This is a genomic window from Pseudoalteromonas sp. NZS71_1 (genome assembly GCF_015864305.1).
Classification (GTDB): Bacteria; Pseudomonadota; Gammaproteobacteria; order Enterobacterales; family Alteromonadaceae; genus Pseudoalteromonas; species Pseudoalteromonas arctica.
The window spans coordinates 262,447-286,503 of record NZ_JADYXM010000002.1 but is presented as its reverse complement, the minus strand read 5'-3'; the positions used below and the strand labels follow the sequence as shown (position 1 = coordinate 286,503).

Annotated in this window: 17 protein-coding genes and 1 tRNA gene; 14 read left to right on the top strand and 4 right to left on the bottom strand. The window is 39.4% G+C overall.

Annotated features, from left to right (window positions below):
• Positions 1 to 605: 605 nt before the first annotated feature.
• Positions 606 to 1,424: a serine O-acetyltransferase gene (gene cysE / locus I6F43_RS04145; protein ID WP_007581613.1), complete on the top strand. Its 819-nt coding sequence runs from the start codon at positions 606 to 608 to the stop codon at positions 1,422 to 1,424.
• A 35-nt stretch (positions 1,425 to 1,459) separates the two neighbouring features.
• Complete coding sequence (locus I6F43_RS04140) at positions 1,460 to 2,140, top strand: hypothetical protein (protein WP_197101142.1); 681 nt, start codon at positions 1,460 to 1,462, stop codon at positions 2,138 to 2,140.
• A 12-nt stretch (positions 2,141 to 2,152) separates the two neighbouring features.
• Here the strand turns inward: I6F43_RS04140 and xseA are convergent, their stop codons facing one another.
• Positions 2,153 to 3,493 carry an exodeoxyribonuclease VII large subunit gene (xseA, locus tag I6F43_RS04135; RefSeq protein ID WP_197101141.1) on the bottom strand — a complete coding sequence of 447 codons (1,341 nt, stop codon included), beginning with the start codon at positions 3,491 to 3,493 and terminating at the stop codon, positions 2,153 to 2,155.
• 135 nt (positions 3,494 to 3,628) lie between these two features.
• Here xseA and guaB point away from each other — a divergent pair, with 135 nt between their 5' ends.
• The 5 genes from guaB (at position 3,629) to rimI (ending at position 7,997) form a co-directional block, all read left to right on the top strand.
• Positions 3,629 to 5,098 (top strand): IMP dehydrogenase, encoded by a 1,470-nt coding sequence (gene guaB / locus I6F43_RS04130; RefSeq protein ID WP_002958783.1) that lies wholly within the window; start codon positions 3,629 to 3,631, stop codon positions 5,096 to 5,098.
• Positions 5,099 to 5,363: 265 nt separating this feature from the next.
• Positions 5,364 to 6,941: a glutamine-hydrolyzing GMP synthase gene (gene guaA / locus I6F43_RS04125; protein ID WP_197101140.1), complete on the top strand. Its 1,578-nt coding sequence runs from the start codon at positions 5,364 to 5,366 to the stop codon at positions 6,939 to 6,941.
• 155 nt (positions 6,942 to 7,096) lie between these two features.
• Positions 7,097 to 7,173: transfer RNA gene (locus I6F43_RS04120), tRNA-Trp, on the top strand.
• A 64-nt stretch (positions 7,174 to 7,237) separates the two neighbouring features.
• The gene (locus tag I6F43_RS04115) at positions 7,238 to 7,543 is read left to right on the top strand and encodes a hypothetical protein (RefSeq protein WP_169059768.1); all 306 of its coding nucleotides are present in this window, start codon (positions 7,238 to 7,240) and stop codon (positions 7,541 to 7,543) included.
• Positions 7,530 to 7,997, top strand: a complete 468-nt coding sequence (gene rimI / locus I6F43_RS04110; protein WP_007581622.1) for a ribosomal protein S18-alanine N-acetyltransferase — start codon at positions 7,530 to 7,532, stop codon at positions 7,995 to 7,997. Before I6F43_RS04115 ends, rimI begins: the two co-directional genes overlap by 14 nt.
• Before the next feature lie 75 nt (positions 7,998 to 8,072).
• On the opposite strand, the gene I6F43_RS04105 is transcribed toward rimI, so the two are convergent.
• A complete protein-coding gene (locus I6F43_RS04105; RefSeq protein ID WP_197101139.1) occupies positions 8,073 to 10,739 on the bottom strand; it encodes an ATP-binding protein in 2,667 nt (888 codons plus the stop codon).
• 853 nt (positions 10,740 to 11,592) lie between these two features.
• Here I6F43_RS04105 and prfC point away from each other — a divergent pair.
• From prfC to I6F43_RS04085, 4 genes are all read left to right on the top strand, one after another.
• Complete coding sequence (gene prfC, locus I6F43_RS04100; protein WP_007581628.1) at positions 11,593 to 13,182, top strand: peptide chain release factor 3; 1,590 nt, start codon at positions 11,593 to 11,595, stop codon at positions 13,180 to 13,182.
• 59 nt (positions 13,183 to 13,241) lie between these two features.
• A complete protein-coding gene (gene argS / locus I6F43_RS04095) occupies positions 13,242 to 14,984 on the top strand; it encodes an arginine--tRNA ligase (RefSeq protein ID WP_197101138.1) in 1,743 nt (580 codons plus the stop codon).
• Between the two features lie 560 nt (positions 14,985 to 15,544).
• Positions 15,545 to 16,183: a pyridoxamine 5'-phosphate oxidase gene (gene pdxH, locus I6F43_RS04090; protein ID WP_002958774.1), complete on the top strand. Its 639-nt coding sequence runs from the start codon at positions 15,545 to 15,547 to the stop codon at positions 16,181 to 16,183.
• A 21-nt stretch (positions 16,184 to 16,204) separates the two neighbouring features.
• Positions 16,205 to 16,972, top strand: a complete 768-nt coding sequence (locus I6F43_RS04085; RefSeq protein ID WP_165734554.1) for a TatD family hydrolase — start codon at positions 16,205 to 16,207, stop codon at positions 16,970 to 16,972.
• Here the strand turns inward: I6F43_RS04085 and I6F43_RS04080 are convergent.
• Complete coding sequence (locus I6F43_RS04080; protein ID WP_007581635.1) at positions 16,939 to 17,559, bottom strand: AhpA/YtjB family protein; 621 nt, start codon at positions 17,557 to 17,559, stop codon at positions 16,939 to 16,941. The genes I6F43_RS04085 and I6F43_RS04080 overlap by 34 nt on opposite strands.
• A gap of 152 nt (positions 17,560 to 17,711) precedes the next feature.
• Here I6F43_RS04080 and serB point away from each other — a divergent pair, with 152 nt between their 5' ends.
• Positions 17,712 to 18,740, top strand: coding sequence for a phosphoserine phosphatase SerB (serB, locus tag I6F43_RS04075; protein ID WP_197101137.1), 1,029 nt, complete (start codon positions 17,712 to 17,714; stop codon positions 18,738 to 18,740).
• Positions 18,741 to 18,760: 20 nt separating this feature from the next.
• Here the strand turns inward: serB and I6F43_RS04070 are convergent, their stop codons facing one another.
• Positions 18,761 to 21,238 carry a PilZ domain-containing protein gene (locus tag I6F43_RS04070; RefSeq protein WP_197101136.1) on the bottom strand — a complete coding sequence of 826 codons (2,478 nt, stop codon included), beginning with the start codon at positions 21,236 to 21,238 and terminating at the stop codon, positions 18,761 to 18,763.
• 362 nt (positions 21,239 to 21,600) lie between these two features.
• On the opposite strand from I6F43_RS04070, the gene radA reads away from it, so the two are divergent.
• Positions 21,601 to 22,986, top strand: coding sequence for a DNA repair protein RadA (gene radA / locus I6F43_RS04065; protein ID WP_024590039.1), 1,386 nt, complete (start codon positions 21,601 to 21,603; stop codon positions 22,984 to 22,986).
• 75 nt (positions 22,987 to 23,061) lie between these two features.
• The gene (locus I6F43_RS04060) at positions 23,062 to 23,994 is read left to right on the top strand and encodes a hypothetical protein (RefSeq protein ID WP_197101135.1); all 933 of its coding nucleotides are present in this window, start codon (positions 23,062 to 23,064) and stop codon (positions 23,992 to 23,994) included.
• Positions 23,995 to 24,057 lie beyond the last annotated feature (63 nt).

Below are 24,057 nucleotides of genomic sequence, written 5' to 3'. Positions count from 1 at the left end.
TTTCTATTTGTTTATGTAAAAAATCAATAAAACTAAATATAGCTTAGCTCGGTATAATGAACAAACTTAGCTTAAATCCTAATTAATTTAGCGTTTTTTTTACGCCGTCAGCTGTACGTCAGTCCGTATTTTTTCATATGACAGGTGAGCTTTCGTATGTTGCTAGCTTTTGATTTTTATTAATTTACTATATTTTAAGTATGTATTGGTAATTTTAGCTACTGTCGTATAACTTAATCTAAAAAATGGGTACGTATTTGAAATATCATTTCTGGGTGCTAGGGCGTGTTGAACTCTGTGGATTGAAATTTGTTCAATCTAGGGTCGATTTAATCGCGGCGCGAGGTTTGTAACCTAGTGGGCTCGATAACTGCTCCTGCGTTATTCTACTGACTTACATCCCTGTAAGAATAAGTAAAAACCGAACAAAGCTTCCGCGTCCTGCTCACGCCTCTTATCTACATCCGTGTAGGCAACAAAGAGTTAATCGTCCCTAGTTATATCTAATAACCAGAACAAATAACTAAGGGATTAACACCTTAGGCTTTAAATCCGTTAGACTTGGGAAAAGGCTATTTTATATCAACTTAAGGCAGTGCAGTATTATGCGTCATGCAATTTGGCAACAGCTTCGCGACGAAGCTAACGATGTAGTAACACGTGAACCATTATTAGCAAGTCATGTTTATTCATGCATTTTGAATCATGATTGTTTAGGTTCGGCATTGAGCTTTATTGTTGCTAATAAGTTGGCTGATGCGGTGGTATCGGCATTCACTATCCGAGAGCTGTTTGACCAAGCATTTGTAAAATGTGACCGTATGCTATCTTTTGTTGCTGAGGATATTAAAGCGGTAAAAGACCGCGACCCTGCATCAGAAACCTATCTTACGGTTATATTAAATCTAAAAGGTTTTCATGCTATTCAGGCGCACCGTTTGGCTAATTGCTTGTGGCAACAAAACCGCAAAGAGCTAGCGCGCTTTATTCAAAGCCGTAACTCTGAAGTGTTTGGGGTCGATATTCACCCAGCATGTAAAGTGGGTAAAGGCATTATGTTTGACCACGCAACCGGTATTGTTATTGGTGAAACAGCGGTAATTGAAGATAATGTATCAATTTTGCAATCTGTAACGCTTGGCGGTACAGGCAATGAGCAGGGTGATCGTCATCCTAAAATTAGAGCGGGCGTATTAATTGGCGCCGGCGCTAAAGTACTTGGTAATATTGAAGTAGGTGAGGGCGCACGAATTGGTGCGGGCTCAGTTGTACTTAGCAATGTTCCACCACACACAACCGCTGTTGGCGTGCCCGCTAAAATTATTGGTCGACCGGATTGTGAGTGTCCGGCGCAAAGTATGAACCAAAACTTTTTAGCAAATCCTGAGCCTGAAAACGAATCGCACACGAGTGCAATGCTATAAGTAATTAAAAATAATAAAACTTAAAAGGAATTAACATGAACAAGAATAGTTTATTGGCTCTAGGGATTGGGTTTATTGCGGGTGTAGGTTTAACATGGAGCTACTTTAATGCAGCTTCAAGTCATCCTGAACCTGTTAAGTCGCAGCCAAGTTATGAAAAACAGCAAAAGCTTCATACTGAACAACAAAGTAATGAGGTATTAAGTAATGCAGACTCTGCAGTACCTGAGCAAGTCGCTAATATAGAGCTCGCTGAAGACACGCTTCCAACCTATTCAGAACCCCAAATGCTTGATGAACTACCTTTAGAAGAGCAAGTAACTCAGCTTAAGCAGCAACTCGCTGAGCAGAAAGCGACAGTTAAAAGCATTTTAAAGCAAATGAGAGGTCCTTCAGATTTTGAGAAGATCTTACGTGATAAATTTGAAAAGCAAACGCGTGACGAAGAATGGGCTTATCGTACTGAAATGGCATTACAAGATTTTTTATTAACAGCTGATTTAGCGATTATACCCGATGTTGTTAGCGCAAAATGTAAAACGACGATATGTGAATTTGAACTTGCGGCACCCGCTGATAACGACACATTTGATAATTCTCAATGGCGAGAGCTAAACGACAAGTTGATGAAGCAAGAGTTTTGGCAACAATTTAAAAGCACTACCTCCACATCAAGCGATAGCGAGCTTAAATTGTTGCTAAGTACAGAGTTTTAAGTAATACCAACTTTATGTAATAGGTATAACCTGTGATTCTATAGAGCCATCAACGAGCTCTGTAATCAAAACATCGCCTGTTTTAATTTGCCCCACAGATTTAACCACTTTGCCTTGTTGTGTTTTAGTGATGCTATAGCCGCGCGCTAAAACATTAAGCGGACTTACTGAATCTAACCTGCTTGCTTGCAGTGCTAAGCTATTATTCGCTTGCTGTAACTGATGTTGTATAGCTTGGTTTAGCCTAGCTTGTAATTGCGAAAGTTGATGGCTTGCTGTAGCGAGTTTTTTATCGGGTGATTGGCGCATTAAACGCGGCGTTAAGTTATTGAGTGTGCGTTCTTGCTGGTATAAACGATTACGCATCGCCTGTTGCAGCGCAATGCTTAGCTCATCCAAACGTTGTGATTTTTGATTAAGCTGATTACGCGGATGACATAAATTAAGGCGGTGTTGTAACTGCGTTGCTAGTGCGCGCTTGTCGGCAATTCCGTGCTTAAACGCGTTAGATAAACGATTAACTAATTGCTTTACTTTGTTGTGTAACTCTTGCGTATTTGGGCTTACAAGCTCAGCTGCGGCTGATGGAGTCGCTGCACGAACATCAGCAACGTAATCGCTAATAGTGGTATCTATTTCGTGGCCTACCGCACTTACTATCGGTAATTCACTTTTGAAAATAGCGCGGGCGAGCTGTTCGTGATTAAAACACCATAAATCTTCAAGTGATCCGCCGCCTCGCCCTAAAATAAGTACGTCTACTTCATCACGAGCATTAGCTAATTCAATTTGGTTAATTAAATGCACGTGCGCTTCTTTGCCTTGTACCATAGCAGGGTAAATGATGACTTCTAGCTGCGGTGCACGGCGTTTGAGTACCGTTAAAATATCTTTTATAGCAGCGCCGGTTGCTGAGGTAATAACACCAATGCGATTAATATTTTGGGGTAATGGCTGTTTGTGAGCAGAGCTAAATAATCCTTCGGCGGCTAAACGCATTTTAAGCGCATCAAATTCTTGTTTTAGCTGACCTTCGCCTGCGGGTTCCATATGCTCAACAATAAGCTGGTAGTCACCGCGAGGTTCATAAAGCGATACACGCGCTTTTACTGTAACTTGTGCGCCATTTACAGGGCGGTAGCTTTGGTTGCGATTATTGCCTCGCCACATTGCGGCTTTAATTTGTGCTTTATCGTCTTTTAACGAAAAGTACCAATGTCCAGATGCAGGGGTAATAAAGTTAGAAATTTCGCCCGTGAGCACTAAAGATGCAAAACCTTGCTCAAGGATTGTGCGAATTTCTCTATTAAGGCGTGAAACGGTGTAAACCGCCTGCGAAGGCTTCGAAAACATAAAAAACAACCTAAAACTATTTATTGCACTACTTTATCATAAATATTTGCGAAATATTATTTACTCATGCCAACAACGCTGTTAAAATTTGGCCGCAATTCCTTATCTTAGATCCACATGTGAGAAGTTGCCAAAATGCTTAGAATCGCTAAAGAAGCTCTTACCTTTGATGACGTACTTTTAGTACCTGGTCATTCTACTGTTTTGCCACACACGGCAAATATTTCAACTCGCTTAACGCGTGGTATCAAACTTAACTTGCCGCTTATTTCAGCATCTATGGATACTGTTACAGAAGCTCGTTTAGCTATTGCCCTTGCGCAAGAAGGTGGTCTTGGTTTTATTCATAAAAACATGACTATTGAAGAACAAGCGAAAAACGTACGTAAAGTTAAAACCTACGAAGCAGGTATTGTTTCATACCCTGTAACGGTTACTGCCGATTTAACAATTGCAGATGCAATTGAGCTTTCGCACGAAAAAGGTTTTTCAGGCTTTCCGGTTACCGATAGCAATAATGTGCTTGTAGGCATTGTTACTAGTCGTGATATGCGTTTTGAAACTAAGCTTGAACAGCCTGTTTCTACCGTTATGACTAAAAAAGAAAAGCTTGTTACCGTTAAAGAAGGCGCAGCACGCGAAGAAATTTTAGGCTTAATGCACGAACACCGCATTGAAAAAATCCTTGTTGTTGATGATGAATTTAAACTTAAAGGCATGATCACAGTAAAAGATTACCAAAAAGCCCAAGACAAACCTGACGCATGTAAAGACGACCAAGGTCGTTTACGCGTAGGTGCTGCTGTAAGTGTTGGTGCAGGTACTGATGAGCGTATTGCTGCATTAGTAGAAGCGGGTATTGATGTTTTACTTATCGATACATCGCATGGTCACTCTCAAGGTGTTATTGACCGTGTTACTAAAACGCGTAAAGAGTACCCAGACTTACAAATTATTGCAGGCAACATAGCAACAGCTGAAGGTGCGATTGCACTTGCTGATGCGGGAGCGGATGCAGTTAAAGTAGGTATCGGCCCAGGTTCTATTTGTACTACACGTATTGTTACCGGTTGTGGAGTTCCACAAATTACCGCTATTTCAGATGCTGTTGAAGGCTTAAAAGGTCGCGACATTCCTGTTATTGCTGATGGTGGCATTCGTTTTTCTGGTGATATTGTTAAAGCACTTGTTGCTGGTGCATCGTGTGTAATGGTGGGCTCACTTCTTGCTGGTACTGAAGAAGCACCAGGTGAAGTTGAATTATACCAAGGCCGTTATTACAAATCTTACCGTGGGATGGGCTCATTGGGCGCGATGGATCAAAAAGAAGGTTCATCAGATCGTTACTTCCAAAAATCAAACGAAGCAGACAAGTTAGTACCTGAAGGTATTGAAGGTCGCGTAGCTTACAAAGGCCCTATTGCAACGATTATTCATCAGCAAGTGGGCGGCCTGCGAAGTGCTATGGGCTTAACGGGTTGTGCAACAATTGAAGAGCTAAATACAAAACCACAATTTGTACGCGTTACTTCAGCGGGTATGGGTGAGTCGCACGTTCATGATGTGCAAATCACTAAAGAAGCACCAAATTACCGCTTAGGTTAAGCCGCGTAATTAATTTAATATACTGGGCTTGCTTTGCAAGCCCTCTTTTTAGTCGTTTATATAAATACCAATTGCATTAATAAAGTGGTCAATTATTGCGACAGATAAATGGCTCAATAACGAGGCAAAAATTTCGATTTTTAGTTTCTTCTAAATAAGAAGTTTTTAACGTGGTTAGAGAGTTATTTAGCCTGCAAGAATTAGTAATGTTTAATAAAATTGGTATTCAAAGCGGCATTTAGCATCAGACTTTACGAGATACTCCATGAGCAAAGATATTCACGATTCACGAATTCTCATTTTAGACTTTGGTTCACAATACACTCAATTAATCGCCCGTCGTGTGCGTGAAATTGGTGTTTACTGTGAGCTTTGGGCATGGGATGTGACTGAAGAGCAAATCCGCGAGTTCAACCCACAAGGTATTATTCTTTCTGGTGGTCCAGAATCAACAACACTTGAAAACAGCCCGCGCGCTCCTGAGTATGTATTTAATGCAGGCGTGCCTGTGCTAGGTATTTGCTACGGTATGCAAACAATGGCAGCTCAACTTGGCGGAAGTGTACACAGCTCTGATAAAAAAGAGTTTGGTTACGCACAAGTAGAAAAAGTAGGCAGCTGTGCATTATTTGATGCAATTGAAGACAGCATTACCGATGGCGGCAACGGCATACTCGACGTATGGATGAGCCATGGCGACAAAGTAATGGATATTCCAGCTGGTTTTGCAACAACAGCTAAAACATCTACTTGTCCACATGCTGCAATGTCTAACGAAGAAAAACGTTTTTACGGTGTACAGTTTCACCCAGAAGTAACACACACGCATCAAGGTCAGCGCTTATTAGAGCGTTTTGCTATTGATATTTGTGGCTGTGAAAAATTGTGGACTGCTGCAAAAATTATCGATGATGCTATCGAGCGTATTAAAGAAACAGTTGGCGATGACGAAGTTATTTTAGGCCTCTCTGGTGGTGTTGATTCATCGGTTGTGGCTATGCTTATTCACCGTGCAATTGGCGAAAGACTAACATGTGTATTTGTTGATAATGGTTTACTTCGTTTAAACGAAGGCCAACAAGTAATGGACATGTTTGGTAATAAATTTGGCTTAAATATTGTTAAAGTTGAGGCTGAAGAGCAGTTTTTAAATGATCTAGCGGGTAAGTCAGACCCAGAAGATAAACGTAAAGCCATTGGTCATACGTTTATTAATGTATTTGATGAGCAAGCCAAAAAGCTTAAAAATGCAAAATGGTTAGCGCAAGGTACAATTTATCCTGATGTAATTGAATCAGCGGCATCTGCAACTGGTAAAGCGCATGTTATTAAATCTCACCACAATGTGGGCGGATTACCAGATGACATGAAAATGGGCCTAGTTGAGCCATTACGTGAATTATTCAAAGACGAAGTACGTAAAATTGGCCTAGAGCTTGGTTTACCGTACGACATGCTTTACCGTCACCCTTTCCCTGGACCAGGTTTAGGTGTGCGTGTACTTGGCGAAATCAAAAAAGAATACTGTGATTTATTACGCCGCGCTGATGCGATTTTCATCGAAGAGCTTCACAAAGCTGATCTTTACCATAAAGTAAGCCAAGCGTTTACTGTATTCTTACCTGTTAAATCGGTAGGGGTTATGGGCGATGCACGTAAGTACGATTGGGTTGTATCACTTCGTTGTGTGGAAACAATCGACTTTATGACAGCGCGCTGGTCACATTTACCTTATGAGTTTTTAGGTGTGGTATCAAACCGTATCATTAATGAAATAGATGGTATTTCTCGTGTTGTTTACGATATTTCAGGTAAACCACCTGCAACTATCGAATGGGAATAATTAATTTTAGTTTTAATTAACTAATTTTAAGTGATTAAAAAACGGCGAATTAGCATGCTAATTCGCCGTTTTGTTTATTTAAAAAGCAGTTAAACTAAAAGAGTGATTTTTCTCTTTACCTTTGGCGAAACTTCTCTATAATTCGTCGTCATTGCAGGGGCGTAGTTCCAATTGGTAGAACAGCGGTCTCCAAAACCGATGGTTGGGAGTTCGAATCTCTCCGCCCCTGCCATTTCTTCTTTACATCGTTTTTATTACTTCTTATATTGTTCAAATGTCTAATCTACTGAGTTGTTATGCATCCACGTTACGCAGCTATTTTTGATATAGAAAATCTTGAACTCAATCAACATTATTGTCCTCAAGCAAATGATCAAGCTAATACTTTATCGCAAAGCACGATAGCTAGTTCTTTAACGCTAAATGAGCAACTACTTGCAGACATTAAACTCAGTGCAGAACCTATTATTATAAATAGCGTTGTACAGGGCAGTGAGATGCAATTAAACGACAATAAGCTTACATTGCCAACCCCACAGCTCAACGCCTCTGAGAAGCGTGCTTTATGGGCTTTAATGAGTGAACACCTTGATAAACTTTAAATCAGTAGATGAAACTGCAATACCTCAATTAATGGCCATCGAAACAGCGTGTCATAGCCATCCGTGGACTTTAAATACAATGGGTTCATGTATAGGCGGGCGCTATTTTAATGTTGCCGCATTTGATGAGGCGAGCATGATTGGTTTTTATATTGGTGAAAAAGCAGGGCCTGATTTTACACTTATGGATATTTGTGTAACACCAAGTCACCAGGGTAAGGGTATTGCAAGGCAGTTGTTAGCGCAGTTTATTGAATATGGTGAGCAGCAAAATGCTGAAAACCTCTTTTTAGAAGTTCGCGAATCAAATACGCGTGCTATTGCGCTGTACGAGCGCGCAGGCTTTGCTGAGATGTCAGTGCGTAAAAACTACTACCCAAGCGATAACCCTGCTAAAAATGGCTTTGAAGACGCTATTTTAATGGGTATGGCGCTAGGTTTAAACTTTTCATAATTAAAGTCGGTAATTAGCATTTAAAATATAGAGCCGCTAAAGTACTGCATTTGTACCGTTTTGTAAGTTTGCTTTTTAGGTTACTTTGTCGCTAATTGCTTGCTCAATGGCTGCTATTAAATCATTTACCAGCTCGTCTCTTGGTACTTTATTGTTACTTTTTAAGTTCTCTTCAAGTGCCGCAGCGCTATGGTAAATTTCATCAAAGTTAAAGCATCCAGAACTACCTTTAACACTGTGCGCTATACCTCTTAATGCTTCCCAATCATCACAATGCTGCAAAGCTTTAACTTCTTCTAAATATGTAGGTAAGTTAGCTAAGTAATTATCGGCAATTTGCTGAAACTTTTCGCTCTTTAATAGGCTATCCCATTTATTTTGATTATCTTTTTCAAGATGCAGGTAGCTTACGAGTACGTTTTCCAGAGCATCTTTATCAATGGGTTTAGCCAGTGCTTTGTCGCAACCAGCTTCTAGATAAGTGCCTATATCATGGTTCATTACATTGGCAGTAAGGGCAATGATAGGGCCATCATACGCTGCATGACGAAGCATTTTAGTCGCTTCTAATCCGCCCATTACAGGCATTTGCATATCCATAATAATAAGTTGGTAGTCGTTTACGAGCGCCATTTCTACAGCTTGTGCGCCATTACTGGCAATATCGGGTTCAAGACCCCAGGTTTGCAGTAATAATTTAATTAATAGTTGGTTATCTGGGTTATCCTCAGCCACTAATATATTGGCGTCGAAGTTATTGGTTGCAAACGATAAGAGAGGGTCTTTCTCTGGTATTAACTGGCTGTCTTGCGTTAAAAATTCAAGCATTGGTTGATCATCAGATAGCTGACATGCCACCCTAATTGTAACTCGGCTACCTACACCCACTTCACTTTCAAGGTTTACATCGCCACCAAGTAACAGTGCTAAGTTTTTAGAAATACACAACCCAAGACCTGTACCACCAAAACGACGTGTAGTTGTGGCATCGGCTTGTTCAAACGGCTTAAATACACGTTCTATTTGATGCTCAGACATACCAATACCAGTATCTTTAATTACAAACTCTAGCTTTTGACTTGCTTGTAAATAATGCACACAAATAGACACGCTGCCATTTTCGGTAAATTTAACAGCGTTATTAGCAATGTTTATAAGTATTTGTTTTAAGCGGGTCACATCACTATAAATGGTGCGGGGTAGCGGCAGTTGATAGTCGATATTAAGGGTTAATTGTTTTTCTTGTGCCAGTGGTTGAATAATTGATTCAATGTCGTGCACAAGCTGCACTACGTTTAACGCTGACAAATCAACAGCCAGCTTTTCAGCTTCAATTTTAGATAAATCGAGTATGTTATTTATTAACTCTAGTAAGTGTTTTGAATTACGTAAAATAGTGCTTAGGTGTTGTTTGTCATTCGCTACTTTATCGTTGTGTAGTAACTGCTCTGTAAAGCCCATAATGGCCGTGAGCGGCGTGCGTATTTCGTGACTCATGTTAGCTAAAAAACGACTCTTAAGTTGATTAGCTTGCTCAGCTTGGCCAATAGCTAACTCAAGTTGGCTGTTCATAGTTTCAAGTGCTTGGGTACGACTTTCCACTTTATCTTCAAGGTGGTGTTTGTATTCTTCAAGCTGTTGTTGGTAGTGCCTTATTTGATTAACCATGTGGTTAAAGTCGTTAAATAAAACACCTACTTCATCATTTGTATGAGCTGGTAAGTGCACCGACAAATCGCCATCACCAACACGATGACTCGCAGCCCCGAGTAACTCAATTGGGTTAAGTAATAAATTGCGGACCACTACAAAAATTAATATTGGCAGGGTGATCACCGAAATAATAACAATTAAGCCTGTTATTAAACTTATGGCTTTGCCTGATTGATAAAGCACCCCTTTGGGAATGGTCGATACGTAATAATATCCGCCGGGCATTTGCACTGCAAAAATCATTCGCTCTATTTTGTCTATGCTTGAGAGTTCAATAGTTGAAAGCATGCCGATATCAGCGAGGTCGTGCACTTGATTAAGTTCGTACTCGCTTATGTATTGGCCACGCATATTGTAATCGGAGCTAAATAAAATTTTCCCGTCTTTAGTCAACATTAAATTAAGCGTGTTGTTATATGGCGCTTCTAAAATACTAGAGTTTAGTATTGAAGGTTCTATATGTATTACAATAAAACCAAGCTGCTGTGGTCGTTTTAAATAGTAATCAACACTATAAATTCGTTGAATAAAATACAAACTAGTGGTGCCATCATCCTTTTGAATCATAAATTGCTGTTTACTTAAATTACTTTGCAATACTTGATTAAAAAACGGGTAGCTTTTAGGCGCTGTTGTTAGGTTGTTAGAGTAGTAGGCATCGCTTTTCCCACTGGCTGAAACTAAATTAATGCTAATTATATCGGGATAAGCCTCACTGTAACTGGCAAATACATCCATAAGCGCGCCAAGTTTTCGGGTGTAATTACCGTTGGCACGAATGTCGTTTGCTAAAAAATCACTAAGTACTGGCGAGGTTGAAAGTAGTTTTGCAGTAGAGTGAAAAGAGTCGATATAGTTAAATATTTTTTGCTGTTGTTGCTCAACAAAACGGCTCATTATTAAATCAGCTTGTTTTTGTGTTGAATTAGTTACATTGGTGAGTGTAAAGCCACCTAAAAATAGCAGCGGTAGAATAACAAGGGGTGTTATATACCATAATAATCTAATACTTAACTTACTGGTTTTCATGACCAAACGACTTATCCTCCATGCAATCTGCCAATAATATGCGTTACGACTTTATTACACAAGCTTGTGGCGGTCTTGGTGGTTAAATTACAATCAGTAGTTGCATGGTATTTAGCTCTGTATTGGTGTTTTTTTATTTTATTAAGTTATTTTAATTTAATAAGTTACATGCTTATAACCGTTATTTTATTGTTCAAAAAAGTTTACATAAATTTACATCTTTTAAAGTCATTTTTTTTAAAGATAAATGCTATCACTTAAAATTGAATTTTCTAATTTACTCTCAGTTATAAATACCAGTGGGTTAACGCAGGGCTGTTAGCCGGGCCACTAGGTTATATTCTCAAGCAAGGCTTAAAAATTCTAATGGTGTGCAGAGGCTTGGTGTATTGTGTGCTGATCCTATTTATTTGGCTTATTACTGATTTTTTTGTACCTCATTTGTAGTTAGGCTTCCCAAAATCCATATTAATAAAAAAGATCAGCTAATAACCAACCATTGATTGTTTATAAGGCCAAGATCAGCGAAAATAGTCTTCAATTACGATTAACATAACGGATCGCATGTGAAGGGCCAATTTAGGGCTTTTCTGATGGTGTGTTGAGCTTTCGAGGTTGCTCTATACCAATTTTATTAAAACAAGATCGTTCTAGCGTATTAAATAACTCACTAACTACGTTAAAAATTATTCATAGAGAATAACTCTATGTGATAATTTCGCCTTGTTATTGCGCTATTTTATTATCGCTATAATAGAACGCTAATTTAATGCAATTGGTATTATTTAAGCCTTGAAAGCTCAGCATACTTAAAGTGGATAATATCCGTATACAAACTAAAAGAACTTTTTTAATGGCAGATCAAAATCTCCTTAGCGAAATTAATAAACGACGAACCTTTGCTATCATCTCTCACCCAGATGCTGGTAAAACAACCATTACCGAAAAAGTATTGTTATTCGGACAAGCTATTCAACGAGCCGGCACTGTAAAAGGCCGTGGCTCTAACCAGCATGCAAAGTCTGACTGGATGGAAATGGAAAAAGAGCGTGGTATATCTGTTACTACCTCTGTAATGCAGTTTCCATATAACAACGCACTTGTTAATTTACTTGATACTCCAGGACATGAAGATTTCTCGGAAGATACTTACCGCACATTAACCGCGGTAGATTCGTGTTTAATGGTTATTGATGCGGCAAAGGGTGTAGAAGATCGTACCCGTAAGCTAATGGAAGTTACACGCCTGCGTACAACGCCAATTGTTACGTTTATGAATAAATGTGACCGTGAAATTCGCGACCCAATGGAAGTGCTTGACGAAGTTGAAACAGAGCTAAATATTGCCTGTGCACCCATTACTTGGCCAATTGGCTGTGGTAAAGAGTTCAAAGGTGTTTATCACATTCATAATGATGAAGCTGTTTTATACAAAACAGGTCAAGGTCATAAAATTCAAGAAGTTCGTACCATTAAAGGTCTTGATAACCCAGAACTTGATATTGCCATTGGTGAAGATTTAGCTGCGCAATTACGCGATGAGCTTGAGCTTGTTATTGGCGCATCAAACGAATTTGATTTAGATCTGTTTTTAGCAGGTGAGCTTTCGCCAGTTTATTACGGTACCGCACTGGGTAACTTTGGTGTTGACCACGTTTTAGATGGTTTAACTAAATGGGCACCAACGCCACTGCCTCGTGAAACCGAAGACAGACTTATTGTTGCAACTGAAGAAAACTTTACTGGTTTTGTATTTAAAATTCAGGCCAACATGGACCCTAAGCACCGTGACCGTATTGCATTTATGCGTATTGTATCGGGTAAGTACAGCCAAGGCATGAAAATGAATCACGTGCGAATTGGCAAGCAAGTGAGCATTTCTGATGCGGTAACTTTTATGGCGGGCGATCGTGAGCGCGCAGCTGACGCTTACGCGGGCGATATTATTGGTTTGCATAACCACGGTACCATTCAAATTGGTGATACGTTCACACAAGGCGAAAAACTTAAATTTAGCGGTATCCCTAACTTTGCGCCTGAATTATTCCGCCGTATTCGTCTTCGCGATCCACTTAAGCAAAAGCAATTATTAAAAGGCTTAGTACAGCTTTCTGAAGAAGGTGCTGTGCAAGTATTTAGACCGCTTATAAACAACGATTTAATTGTGGGCGCGGTAGGTGTACTTCAGTTTGATGTAGTTGTAGCGCGCTTAAAAGCCGAATATAACGTAGATGCTATTTACGAAGGTGTAAACGTAAATACAGCGCGTTGGGTAAGCAGTGACGATGTGAAAAAGTTTGAAGACTTTAAGCGCAAGTGCGAAAGTAATTTAGCACTCGATGGTGGTGATAACTTAACTTACATTGCGCCGAGCCGTGTAAATCTTAATTTATCCGTAGAGCGTTACCCAGAAGTGACATTTAACCACACTCGCGAAAACTAGAATCGACTGACTACAGTTAACTGAAAGCCTGCTTTGGCGGGCTTACAAAGGTAAAAAATATGAATATTCGTACTATTTTAATCGAAAAAGCCATTGCCGCTATGGCGGGCGCAGGCTTACCTGAAGATACAAACCCAGCAGTAACACAAAGCACACGTCCACAATTTGGTGATTACCAAATTAATGCAGCAATGGGCGCGGCTAAAAAAATGAAAAGCAACCCACGTGAGCTTGCGCAAAAAATTATAGATAATCTTGATGTAAGCGATATTGCTCAAAAGACTGAAATTGCTGGCCCAGGTTTTATTAATATTCATTTAAAGCCTGAGTTTTTAGCTCAAAGCGTACAAGCCGCTAACAGTGATGCAAAGCTTGCTGTAAACGAGCATGCTAACCCGCAAAAAGTGGTTGTTGACTATTCATCACCAAACCTTGCTAAAGAAATGCACGTAGGCCATTTACGTTCAACCATTATTGGTGACTCAATTGTGCGTGCGCTTGAATTTAGAGGTGATACGGTTGTACGTCAAAATCACATGGGTGATTGGGGCACGCAATTTGGTATGTTAATCGCGCATTTAGAAGATCAAATTAGCCAAGGTGTAGATTTAGATTCTGTAGCGCTTGCTGATTTAGAAACCTTTTATCGCGATGCTAAAAAGCGCTTTGACGATGAAGAAGGCTTTGCAGATAAAGCACGTAATTACGTTGTTAAATTACAAGGCGGCGACGCACACTGTGAAAAACTTTGGAAACTATTTATAGCCACCTCAGTTAAGCACTCTGAAGAAGTATACAAGCGTTTAAATGTAACACTTACTCAAGCCGATATTATGGCTGAAAGCGCATACAACGCAGAGCTCAACGATATTATTAGCCTACTTAAAGATAAAAACATTGCCGTAGAGTCGCAAGGTGCACAAGTTGTATTTTTAGATGAGCTAGCTAATAAGGATGGCGAGCCTTCAGCGTTTATCGTACAAAAATCTGGCGGTGGTTTTTTATATGCAACAACCGATTTAGCGGCATGTGATTATCGTTCAAATAAATTAGGTGCTGATCGTATCTTAATTTTTGTAGATGCACGTCAAAACCTACACTTTAATCAAGTAGAGCTTACAGCGCGTAAAGCAGGTTTATTACGAGACGAAACAAGTTACGAGTTTTGCCCGTTTGGCACCATGATGGGCGCCGATAACAAACCATTTAAAACACGTACTGGCGGCACAGTAAAACTTGCTGACTTATTGGAAGAATCAATTAATCGTGCAGCTGCAAAACTAGCTGAACGTGAATCGGATTTAAGTGATAGCGAACGCAGCGAGATTGCACGTAAAGTAGGTATTGGCGCAGTTAAATACGCCGACCTTTCTAAGCACCGTACCAGCGATTACATTTTTAACTGGGACAGCATGCTAAGCTTTGAAGGCGCAACCGCTCCTTACTTACAATATGCTTATACACGTATACGCAGTATTTTCCGTAAGTCAGGCGTTGATGCAGCTACATTAAATTCAGATGTTGCAATTGTTGAGCCTCAAGAAAAAGCACTAGCACTTAAGCTACTACAGCTTGAAGAAGTACTTGATTTAATGATCAGCGAAGCAACACCGCACGTACTATGTGGTTACCTATATGAGCTAGCAAGCTTATACATGACATTTTACGAGGCCTGCCCAGTACTTAAAGAAGGCGTAGAGCCAAGCGTGCGCGATAGCCGTTTAGTGCTGTGTAATTTGGTTTCAAGAACATTAGAAACGGGATTGGATTTGCTAGGTATTGAAGTTATGGAGCAAATGTAATCACCGTCGTATTTTAACCTAATACTGCGTTATCCAATCCGACTTACCCTAATCACATACAAACCGTATGCTCATAGGGATAAGTCAGGTTGGACGCCTTGTCTTAGGCTAAACTACTTAGGTGAACCGTCTGCTGCGTGTAGTTCGCTTTGACTGCGTTGTCGTGCTTTTTTAGCCTAAGTCACATACTAAATGTATGCTCCTTGGCATAAAAAAGCACTCCGTCTTGTCAGCACTTCTACACTTGCAGATATCTGAGTTGTGTAGTTCGTTTTAGCTGCGTTAAGAAGTTTATTTAGCCTAAGTCACATACAAACCGTATGCTCCTTGGCATAAATAAACTTCTTGCCTTGCTAGCACTCCTACACTTACAGATACCTGAGTTGTGTAGTTTACGTTGTAGGTTGGGTTGAGTGAAACGAAACCCAACGATACACCTGAGGCTCTGTGTTTATTGCTATCGCATGCACCTGAATCTTAATATTTGTTATTACTCAACATCTAATGTTTTAAGCTCGCTACTCTAAGCTCTTTTCTAGGCTCTATTTAAAGGACTTGTTATGAAACTCGAAGATATTCGCCGTGAATACCTGCAGGACGCGTTAAGCGAAGATAACTTGCAAGATGATCCGTTTAAGCAGTTTGAAACATGGCTTGAGCATGCAGTGGCAAGCCAGTTACCCGATCCAACTGCGATGGTTGTAGCAACTGTTGATGAAACCGGTCAGCCTTCACAGCGTATTGTGCTTTTAAAGCATTTGGATGATAACGGTTTTGTATTTTTTACCAATACAGGTTCGCGTAAAGCGCAAGAGCTTAAAGGTAATAACAAAATATCACTGCACTTTCCGTGGCACCACATGGAACGCCAAGTTATTGTATATGGCGAGGCTAAACCATTGCCTACCTCTGCTGTGGCAAAGTACTTTTTATCTCGTCCTAAAGAAAGCCAATTAGCGGCGTGGGCGTCAGCGCAAAGTCGTCCGGTGTCATCACGTAAAGTACTCATGGAAACCTTCGCCAACATGAAAAATAAGTTTGCTAAAGGTGAAATACCACTTCCTGATTTTTGGGGCGGATATTGTGTAGTGCCCACTAAAATTGAGTTTTGGCAAGGTGGGGCGCATCGTTTGCATGACCGTTTTATGTATCAGCGCCAAGCAGATAACAGCTGGCAAATTACACGCTTAAACCCTTAATAAATAGATGAGTAAGTAACCGTGCAATTTATTGACTCTCATTGCCACCTCGACTTTAGCGAGTTTGATTCGAATCGTGAATCGCTCATAAACGAGTGTGTAGCAAAGGGAGTTAATCAGTTTGTTGTGCCGGGTATTACGCTTGCTCAATCACATACTCTCATAAAACTCAAAGCAACTTACCCAAGTATAAAAATAGCCGCAGGGCTACATCCTTACTTTTTAGAGCAACATAACGAATCGCACATAGAAGCGTTATTTGAATTCGCGACTGCAAATAAGCATCAGTTGGTAGCTATTGGGGAGTGCGGGCTTGATCGAAGTATTGAAAACCTTCCTAAACAAACTTATTTATTTGAGCAGCAAATAGGGCTTTCTAATGAGCTTAACTTACCGCTCATTGTGCATCATAGGCAAAGCCATGATTTAATTGCGCAATCGTTTAAGCGGTGTAAGCCAAAAAACGGGGGAGTGATTCATGCCTTTTCGGGCTCACTTCAACAAGCGCAGTACTATATTAAGCAGGGTTTTAAGCTTGGCATAGGCGGCGTTATTACCTATGATCGCGCAGTTAAAACACGCGCTGTTATTGCTGCTATTGAGCCAGAGCACTTAGTGCTTGAAACCGACTCACCTTCAATGCCGTTAAGCGGTCATCAAGGTGAAGTTAACACGCCATTACATATACCTGATGTATTTAACGCGTTATGTGATTTAAAGCCACATAGTGAAAGAGGGACGCTTGCAAAGCAGCTTTACGATTCTTGTTCAGATGTTTTTTGCATGTAGCGATTTACCTGCCAACGTTTTAATCCACGCCCTAACTGCCACGTAAAAATACATGCAATCACTAGCATTAATAGTACCTGTCGACCTAAGTCATGAAAATGATTATGGCTGTCGGATATTGCGGCGCGAGTTAAATAAGTAACAGACACAAAGCCTATAGGGCGGTCATCATCGCTTATCACGGGTTCCATAAAAGGTGTTTTTAGTTTACTAATACCCGGTGTAGAGTCAGGGAGTTGTCCATAAATATGATGTGACTGCCAATTGTCACTGCTAGCAATTAAAATGCCTTGTTGATCATAAATAGTCGCAGAAAGTACAAATTCATCTTTACTTATATCGTTACAAATGGCGTTGAGCTGTGGTTTGTTTTTTTCAATAAGCGGTGTTTTAACATTTAAAGCCATAAACTGAGTGAGGCTTTTTGCCGTGCTATCGGCACTATCATAAAGTAACTGATGACTCTGAAAACTACTATTAACACCTACCCAGCTTAGTAATACAAAACAACCAGCCGCTAGTATTAAGCGAACAAGTCGTTTTCTTTGAGAAGCCGTAATAGGGTTTTTAATATGGTTATTTTTCATAGTCACCGTTTATGCTACTGACAGCATTTTGATTTGATGTTACAACTACACTAACTATAACCTTAAACCCCACCTGATGGCGAATTTAGTGTTGAGAATACCAGTTATGATATGCCAATTATCAGGAAAATAAAAATAAACACGGAGATTCCATGTCGCAAATCAACATGGCACAGCAAGCTGCTGAGCAACCATTACAACACTTAACTCTAAATAAATGGTTTAGCTATAGTGGTGGTGTATTTACACCTCTTGATTATATACCAAACAAAGCATTAGGGTTATTTAGCATCGCATTTGCGGGTGATTTTGAAGAAAAACACATTGTTAGCATTATTGATTTTTTAGCTACGCATAACCAAACAGTCAGTGCTATATGTCAATATCAACCAGATTTAGGGTTAGCTCCAGCACTGTGTTTTTACGTGCAAAACTCCGATCAAGCTATAAACCCGTTAGTACTACAAGAGTTTTCAAACACCCTAGATTGTCAATTAGTGCAAGTTTCTACTGCGCCTAATTTATATGAGCCTGGTTTATTGGTTATGGATATGGATTCAACTGCAATAACTATTGAGTGCATAGACGAAATAGCAAGGCTTGCGGATGTTTACGACGAAGTTGCCTCTGTAACCGCACTTGCAATGGCGGGTAAACTTGATTTTAGCGAGAGTTTAAATCAGCGTGTAGCTAAACTGGCTGGTATTGAAAAAAGCTTAATTGAAGAACTAAAAAGTGCATTGCCACTCATGCCGGGTATTAAAGTGCTGTGCCAAATTCTAAAACAGCATGACTGGTATTTAGTAATCGCATCAGGTGGTTTTGTACCGTTTGCAGAGCGCGTTCAAGAGCTTATTAATTTAGATGAAGTGCACGCTAATGTACTCGAATTTAAAGACGATAAACTAACAGGTAAAGTACTGGGTACAATTGTAGATGCACAACAAAAAGCAATTATTCTAGAGTCGTTACAACATAAACTAGGGCTTGAGAAGTCGCAAACAGTTGCTATTGGCGATGGCGCAAACGATTTAATCATGATGGCTAAAGCTGGCCTAGGTGTAGCAGTGCATGGCAAACCTAAAGTAGTTGAGCAAGCACAAGCGGCTATTTGTGAAGGGTCATTATTGCAATTGCTGTATATGTTGGCTATTCCGTTAGAAAATGAGCCCGCTCTTTAAAGTTGTTTAAGTTAAACCGCTTAGCGTAAGCGGTTTAACCAGATTAGTTTACGGCGGCCCATTTGTTCAACTTGCTCTTTTTTAAGCTCTAAATGGCTTAGAGCTTCTTCAGTTATATCAACTACGTCACCCACACCCGCAACAGCCCATAAAGCTTCCTCTAAATCTTTTGCTTTATGCATAGCGTATTGGCTTACGTATTTTAGCTCGTTTGATAGGTAGTCAGTATCGGGGCGACCTGTACGCGAAATATACAAACGCATTACAAATATAAGTTGTGATGTAATGTCTTTACTAATTTGTTTATAAAAGCTGGAGTAGTCTTCACCTAAAGCGCATTGGCTAACAATAGCCTCTTCAATTTTGCCCTTACGAGGGTCGAAATTAATAGCGAGTGTAAAAGCAAGCGGTGCATCTTGGCGACTGCGATCTTTAATATTAGGCGTTATTACATTAATAATTTGCTCTTCGGTAAGAATACTCGAAAAGTCAGTTTTGTTACCTAATAAGCCAAAGTTTTGCAAAATAACATGCATAGGACTGGCGTATAAGCCATAACCAATTGCACCTGTTTTAAAGTGTGCAGCTTCTTTGTGTAAATACAGCGGAAATTGGCATACACTTTTTGTGATCATATTTCTAAGCGCGGTAGATAAGCCTTCTACTTTTGGCGCTTCTTCAGATACTTTAAGTTTGTCTTTATTACCTTCTATTAGCTGAGTGAAAAAAGTCACGCCAGCATGGGGTAAATCAGCAACACGATTCGCTTTTAGGTTAATAGTAGTGAATGACTTACTAATGGCCATTATTTCGTACTTTAGTTCGCTAAGTTTATGCTTTTTAGTTATTTTTTGAAGCTCAGGAAATGTTAAAAGTACTATATCACCTTTTTTAAATGTGACTGGTTGCTCGCACTCTAATTGCAAACCCATTACAGAAAAGTCACGTGTATAACCGTTAAATACTTCATCATTAATAGTGACGCTAACCGGTGTTTTATAAAGGTAGCGCTTATGCGAGCGTAAATTTACGTATTCAAGTGGCACAATATCTAAATAAGGTGGCGTTTTATGTTTTGCGTGGCCAAAATGTTTAAGCTGATTTACTAACGCTTTATCAAAAGTAAGTTGTTTATAATCTGCTTGCTCTGTTTTATTGCCAATACTTGTAAGTACAACAATATATTTAACGTCTTTTATAAGGCCTTTAACTCGAGGGGAAGGCGGCTTGTTGAGTTTTTCAATATTAGCGCCAGCACTATTAGGTAATGAAAGCGGTATAAAAGAATCATCTGGATGACTTGGCATTATTTGTATTTTAAAGCACTGCCAACTTTCTTTTTGGCTACCAAAACCTAAAAATAGATCACGTAATTTAGGGTTATTATTTAGCTCAGTTCGTGTCGCAGAGTAATAGTAAATTTTACCCGATGATATATGTGTAAATGTATAGAGGTAATCTTCTTTGACCGCGGTAATTTGGGTTAGTAATTGTGTAATGCGCTGATGATTGAGTATATTGTACAAACACGGTGTTTTTCTTTCATCGGTAAAATAGCGCTGGATAAAAATATTATTTTCAGTAGTAAGGCTAAGACTTGGGTAATATTGTTCATCTTTTTTGCTTAAAAATACATATAAAGACGTTACACGAGGGATGTAGTATTGCTCATACCCCTTTGATACTACAGCATCGAGCGTGTTATCTAAATTTACTTTATAACGACGTTTATTACCGTGAATAAAGCTTTCTAAAAAGTCATTAAAGGCATCGTTATTTTCGATATAAGTACGTTTTAAGCGAATGTGGTTGTATTCACGAGAGATATTTTCAACGGCAACAACCTCGTATTGAATACCGTTTTTTAGGCCAAGTTCAAAGTCTTGTTCAAGGCCTACCAAGCGCATTGCTATTAGTTCACCTTTTTTTATAGAGTAGCGCGTTGCAAGCTTAACTTTACAACCGCTTAAAGATATATCTGAGGTGCTAGCAGCAATGTTCTTTTTATCTTTGTAATCAATAGTTACTTTTATTGAGTAATTCATCCGTTCTTCACGGCGGCTTTCGTAAGAGGCAAACTTAATTACTTCAGTGCTTAAGTTACTTTCTGATTCTTGTAGTTCTGATTTTTCGGCGGCTTGTTTTTGTAATACGCGGTGGTTATTTTCTGTATTCATTACGGCTTCGTAAACGGCTAGGGTATATTCACCATGCTGTTTAAGTGCTTTTTCAAACACTTCAATGGCTGTGTCATCCATAAAGTGCTGTTTACCGTTATGCTCATACGGTTTTACTTGGCCCGTCACTAATCCACGAAGATCAACAAAGCGTGCCACTGGCTGAGATAAGCGTGACATTTCCATTTTCATCAAAAATTGCTCAGGTTTGGTTAACCCAGCGGTTTTTGATTTGAAAATCAGGTCAAATTTAGCATTGCCTAAATATGTTTTTAACTCATTCACGAGGTCTTCGTGTTTGAGCATTATGTCATCAGCCATTTATAAAACCATCACCGTCTAATTGAAAAAGTAGGTATACTGTTAAGTCCATTTATTAGAAGTTCAATAAACGTTAAATCGCGCTATGTTATTAATATAGGTACAATTATTTTAGTTACTACTGTTTAGCTCTTGTTATTATGTGTTATATGCCATTTTGTTGGCAAGTTACTTTAAACTATTTCAAAGCAAAAAGTATGCCCTAAATTATAGCTAAAAAGAAACACCATGTGTATTTAATGATTGTGACGCTAGATTTTTACGCAGGCAAGAGTTTGTTGCTAAGTAAATGCTTGAAGTGGCAAAATAAGTTGTTAACAGTAAATGTTTTTAAAATTAGAGAATCGTAGATAAGGTTATAAATGACTAAAGCGGCAAAAATAGAGTTTGTGTGTACAGAATGTGGCATGAACTACCCACGTTGGCAGGGTCAATGCCGCTGCGGTGCGTGGAACACATTAGCAGAATTTAAACCTTCAGCAGGGCAGAGTAAAAAAGCGTCAGTTCGAGCAAATGTAGGTGGTTATGCTGGCGGTGCTGGTGGCGGCTCTAAAAAAATTAATGATATTGCTACGTCAGAGGCAGAAAAACAGCTGACAGAAATTGGCGAGCTCGATCGTGTGCTAAGCGGTGGTGTAACTACCGGCTCTGTTAATATAATTTCGGGTGATCCAGGTGCTGGTAAAACAACATTGCTATCTGACCTAGTAGCGAGAATGTCACAACGTATGCCGTCACTTTACTGTACGGCCGAGGAGTCATTATCGCAGTTTAAAAACAGGGTAAATCGTTTAAAGTTAAACTATAACCCTGATGAGCTTTATTTACTTTCAGAAACCAGTGTTGAAACCATCATTGAAGAGCTCGAGAAAAATAAAATTAAGTTTGCTGTTATTGACTCTATTCAAGCGGTTGTAACCGAAACTGCAAATGGTAGCCCAGGTTCCCCTTCGCAAGTAAAAAGCGCCGCCCAAGCATTGACTCAATACTGTAAGCAAAATGATGTAACCATGTTCATTATTGCTCATGTAAATAAAAATAACGAAATAGCAGGTCCTCAAACACTTGTACATATTGTCGATGCGCTTTTACACATAGACACCAACGATGGGCAAATTCGAACCCTTAGGGCAAATAAAAACCGCTTTGGTGATATAGATACCGTTGGCATTTTTAAAATGTGCGAACGTGGAATGTTAAGCGTTGATAACCCGAGCGAAATATTTTTATCGGGGTCTACAACTGACTCGCCAGGCTCTACAATTACCTGTATCCGTAAAGGTAATCGAAATTTACTACTTGAAATTCAATGTTTAACTACCGAAACCGAGGCGGAATTTCCGCAGCGTGTTTGCGTTGGTTTAAACATGAACCGCATAAAAATGCTGACTGGCATATTACGCAAACACACTAAAACCAAAATATTCCACGATACGTTTTTTAATATTGTGGGTGGCCTAAGAATAGATGAAACAGAAACTTGTATTGATTTAGCATTAGTAACCGCGTTACTTAGCAGCTTAAACGAATTTGTTGTGCCTCGTACCACGTGTATTATGGGTGAGCTTAGCTTAAATGGCGATGTACGCCCAATTGACAGTGGAGTACCACGTGTTAAAGAAGCGGCACAACATGGTTTTACAGAAATATATATTCCATTTCGTAATTACCATAAGTCGATGGAAGGGCTGGGCGCTAAAATTACCCCAGTTAAAACAGTACATGAGTTGCTTAGTTTAATTAATTAATACTTACGGGTGTTAATGTGTAATGTTACTCTTAATAAAACTCGGTTTACACAAAGAATAGAATAAGGAAATAACATGAAAAAGTTAGTAATAGTTGCAGCGATTGTAGCTGCGGGCGTTGGTGGCGTGAGCTATGCAAATTATGTAGCTACACAAGAAGTGCGTGCAGAAGTAGATAAGCAACTTGCTTTAGTAAGCGAGCAAACTGGCGCTACATTTAAATACGCTGGTTTATCGGCAAGTGTTATTTCAAAAAGCGTAGAAATAACAAACATGGAAGTAATAAGCCCAGAGGGCGACAATGTTGCTAATATTCAAAGCATTGAAATAACTGGTTACGAGCCAGATAAAATATCACCGCATACATCATTTGATGTAAAAAGCTTTCAGTTTGATAAAGATTTTGTTTCAAAATTACCTGCTGATACAAACGAAATGCTCGCGTCGGCAAGTTACGACTTACATTCATCACTTGATTACGATGAAGAGTCTGGCAATAGTGATGTAGTAGTTAAGCTTGATGCAAAAGACATTGTTAGTTTTAATATGGATATGGGCTTGGCTAATTCAAAAGCATTAATGGATGCTTCATTGGCGATTAGTAAAGCGCAGCAAGAAGCGGGTAACCAGCCACTTACTTATGAGCAAGAGTTACAGCAGCAAACACTTGTTATGCAAGCAATGAGTAAGATAGAGCCGCGCAATGTTAGCTTTGCCTTAAATAACCAAGGTAAGTTAAAAGACTTACTATCAAGTGAGCTTGAAAAGCAAGGCATGACGCTAGAGCAAATGGAAATGATGTTAGAGCAGCAGTTACAACAAGCTCCTGTAACTGAAAATATTGCAGAGGCTTTAACTAGCTTTGCTAAAGGTTTAAATTCATTCAGTGTGTCTGCAAAGCTACCTGAAGGTAAAACTATGATGGAAATTAACCAACAAGTTATGATGCTAGTAGGGCAACCTGAAGAGCTAGTTAAGTTTATTAACTTAGAAGTTAAAGGTGATTAAGCCTTAGTTTTGTATTAATAAAGGCGCCAATTGGCGCCTTTATTATTTTGTGTTGTTATAAGC

What these genes read in the sequence shown, in the direction of transcription:
- guaB (WP_002958783.1), top strand. Translation starts at nt 3,629, where the DNA reads ATGCTTAGAATCGCTAAAGAAGCTCTTACCTTTGATGACGTACTTTTA.
- I6F43_RS04105 (WP_197101139.1), bottom strand. Translation starts at nt 10,739, where the DNA reads ATGAAAACCAGTAAGTTAAGTATTAGATTATTATGGTATATAACACCC.
- radA (WP_024590039.1), top strand. Translation starts at nt 21,601, where the DNA reads ATGACTAAAGCGGCAAAAATAGAGTTTGTGTGTACAGAATGTGGCATG.
- guaA (WP_197101140.1), top strand. Translation starts at nt 5,364, where the DNA reads ATGAGCAAAGATATTCACGATTCACGAATTCTCATTTTAGACTTTGGT.
- serB (WP_197101137.1), top strand. Translation starts at nt 17,712, where the DNA reads ATGTCGCAAATCAACATGGCACAGCAAGCTGCTGAGCAACCATTACAA.
- I6F43_RS04115 (WP_169059768.1), top strand. Translation starts at nt 7,238, where the DNA reads ATGCATCCACGTTACGCAGCTATTTTTGATATAGAAAATCTTGAACTC.
- argS (WP_197101138.1), top strand. Translation starts at nt 13,242, where the DNA reads ATGAATATTCGTACTATTTTAATCGAAAAAGCCATTGCCGCTATGGCG.
- prfC (WP_007581628.1), top strand. Translation starts at nt 11,593, where the DNA reads ATGGCAGATCAAAATCTCCTTAGCGAAATTAATAAACGACGAACCTTT.
- I6F43_RS04140 (WP_197101142.1), top strand. Translation starts at nt 1,460, where the DNA reads ATGAACAAGAATAGTTTATTGGCTCTAGGGATTGGGTTTATTGCGGGT.
- I6F43_RS04060 (WP_197101135.1), top strand. Translation starts at nt 23,062, where the DNA reads ATGAAAAAGTTAGTAATAGTTGCAGCGATTGTAGCTGCGGGCGTTGGT.
- xseA (WP_197101141.1), bottom strand. Translation starts at nt 3,493, where the DNA reads ATGTTTTCGAAGCCTTCGCAGGCGGTTTACACCGTTTCACGCCTTAAT.
- cysE (WP_007581613.1), top strand. Translation starts at nt 606, where the DNA reads ATGCGTCATGCAATTTGGCAACAGCTTCGCGACGAAGCTAACGATGTA.
- I6F43_RS04070 (WP_197101136.1), bottom strand. Translation starts at nt 21,238, where the DNA reads ATGGCTGATGACATAATGCTCAAACACGAAGACCTCGTGAATGAGTTA.
- I6F43_RS04080 (WP_007581635.1), bottom strand. Translation starts at nt 17,559, where the DNA reads ATGAAAAATAACCATATTAAAAACCCTATTACGGCTTCTCAAAGAAAA.
- pdxH (WP_002958774.1), top strand. Translation starts at nt 15,545, where the DNA reads ATGAAACTCGAAGATATTCGCCGTGAATACCTGCAGGACGCGTTAAGC.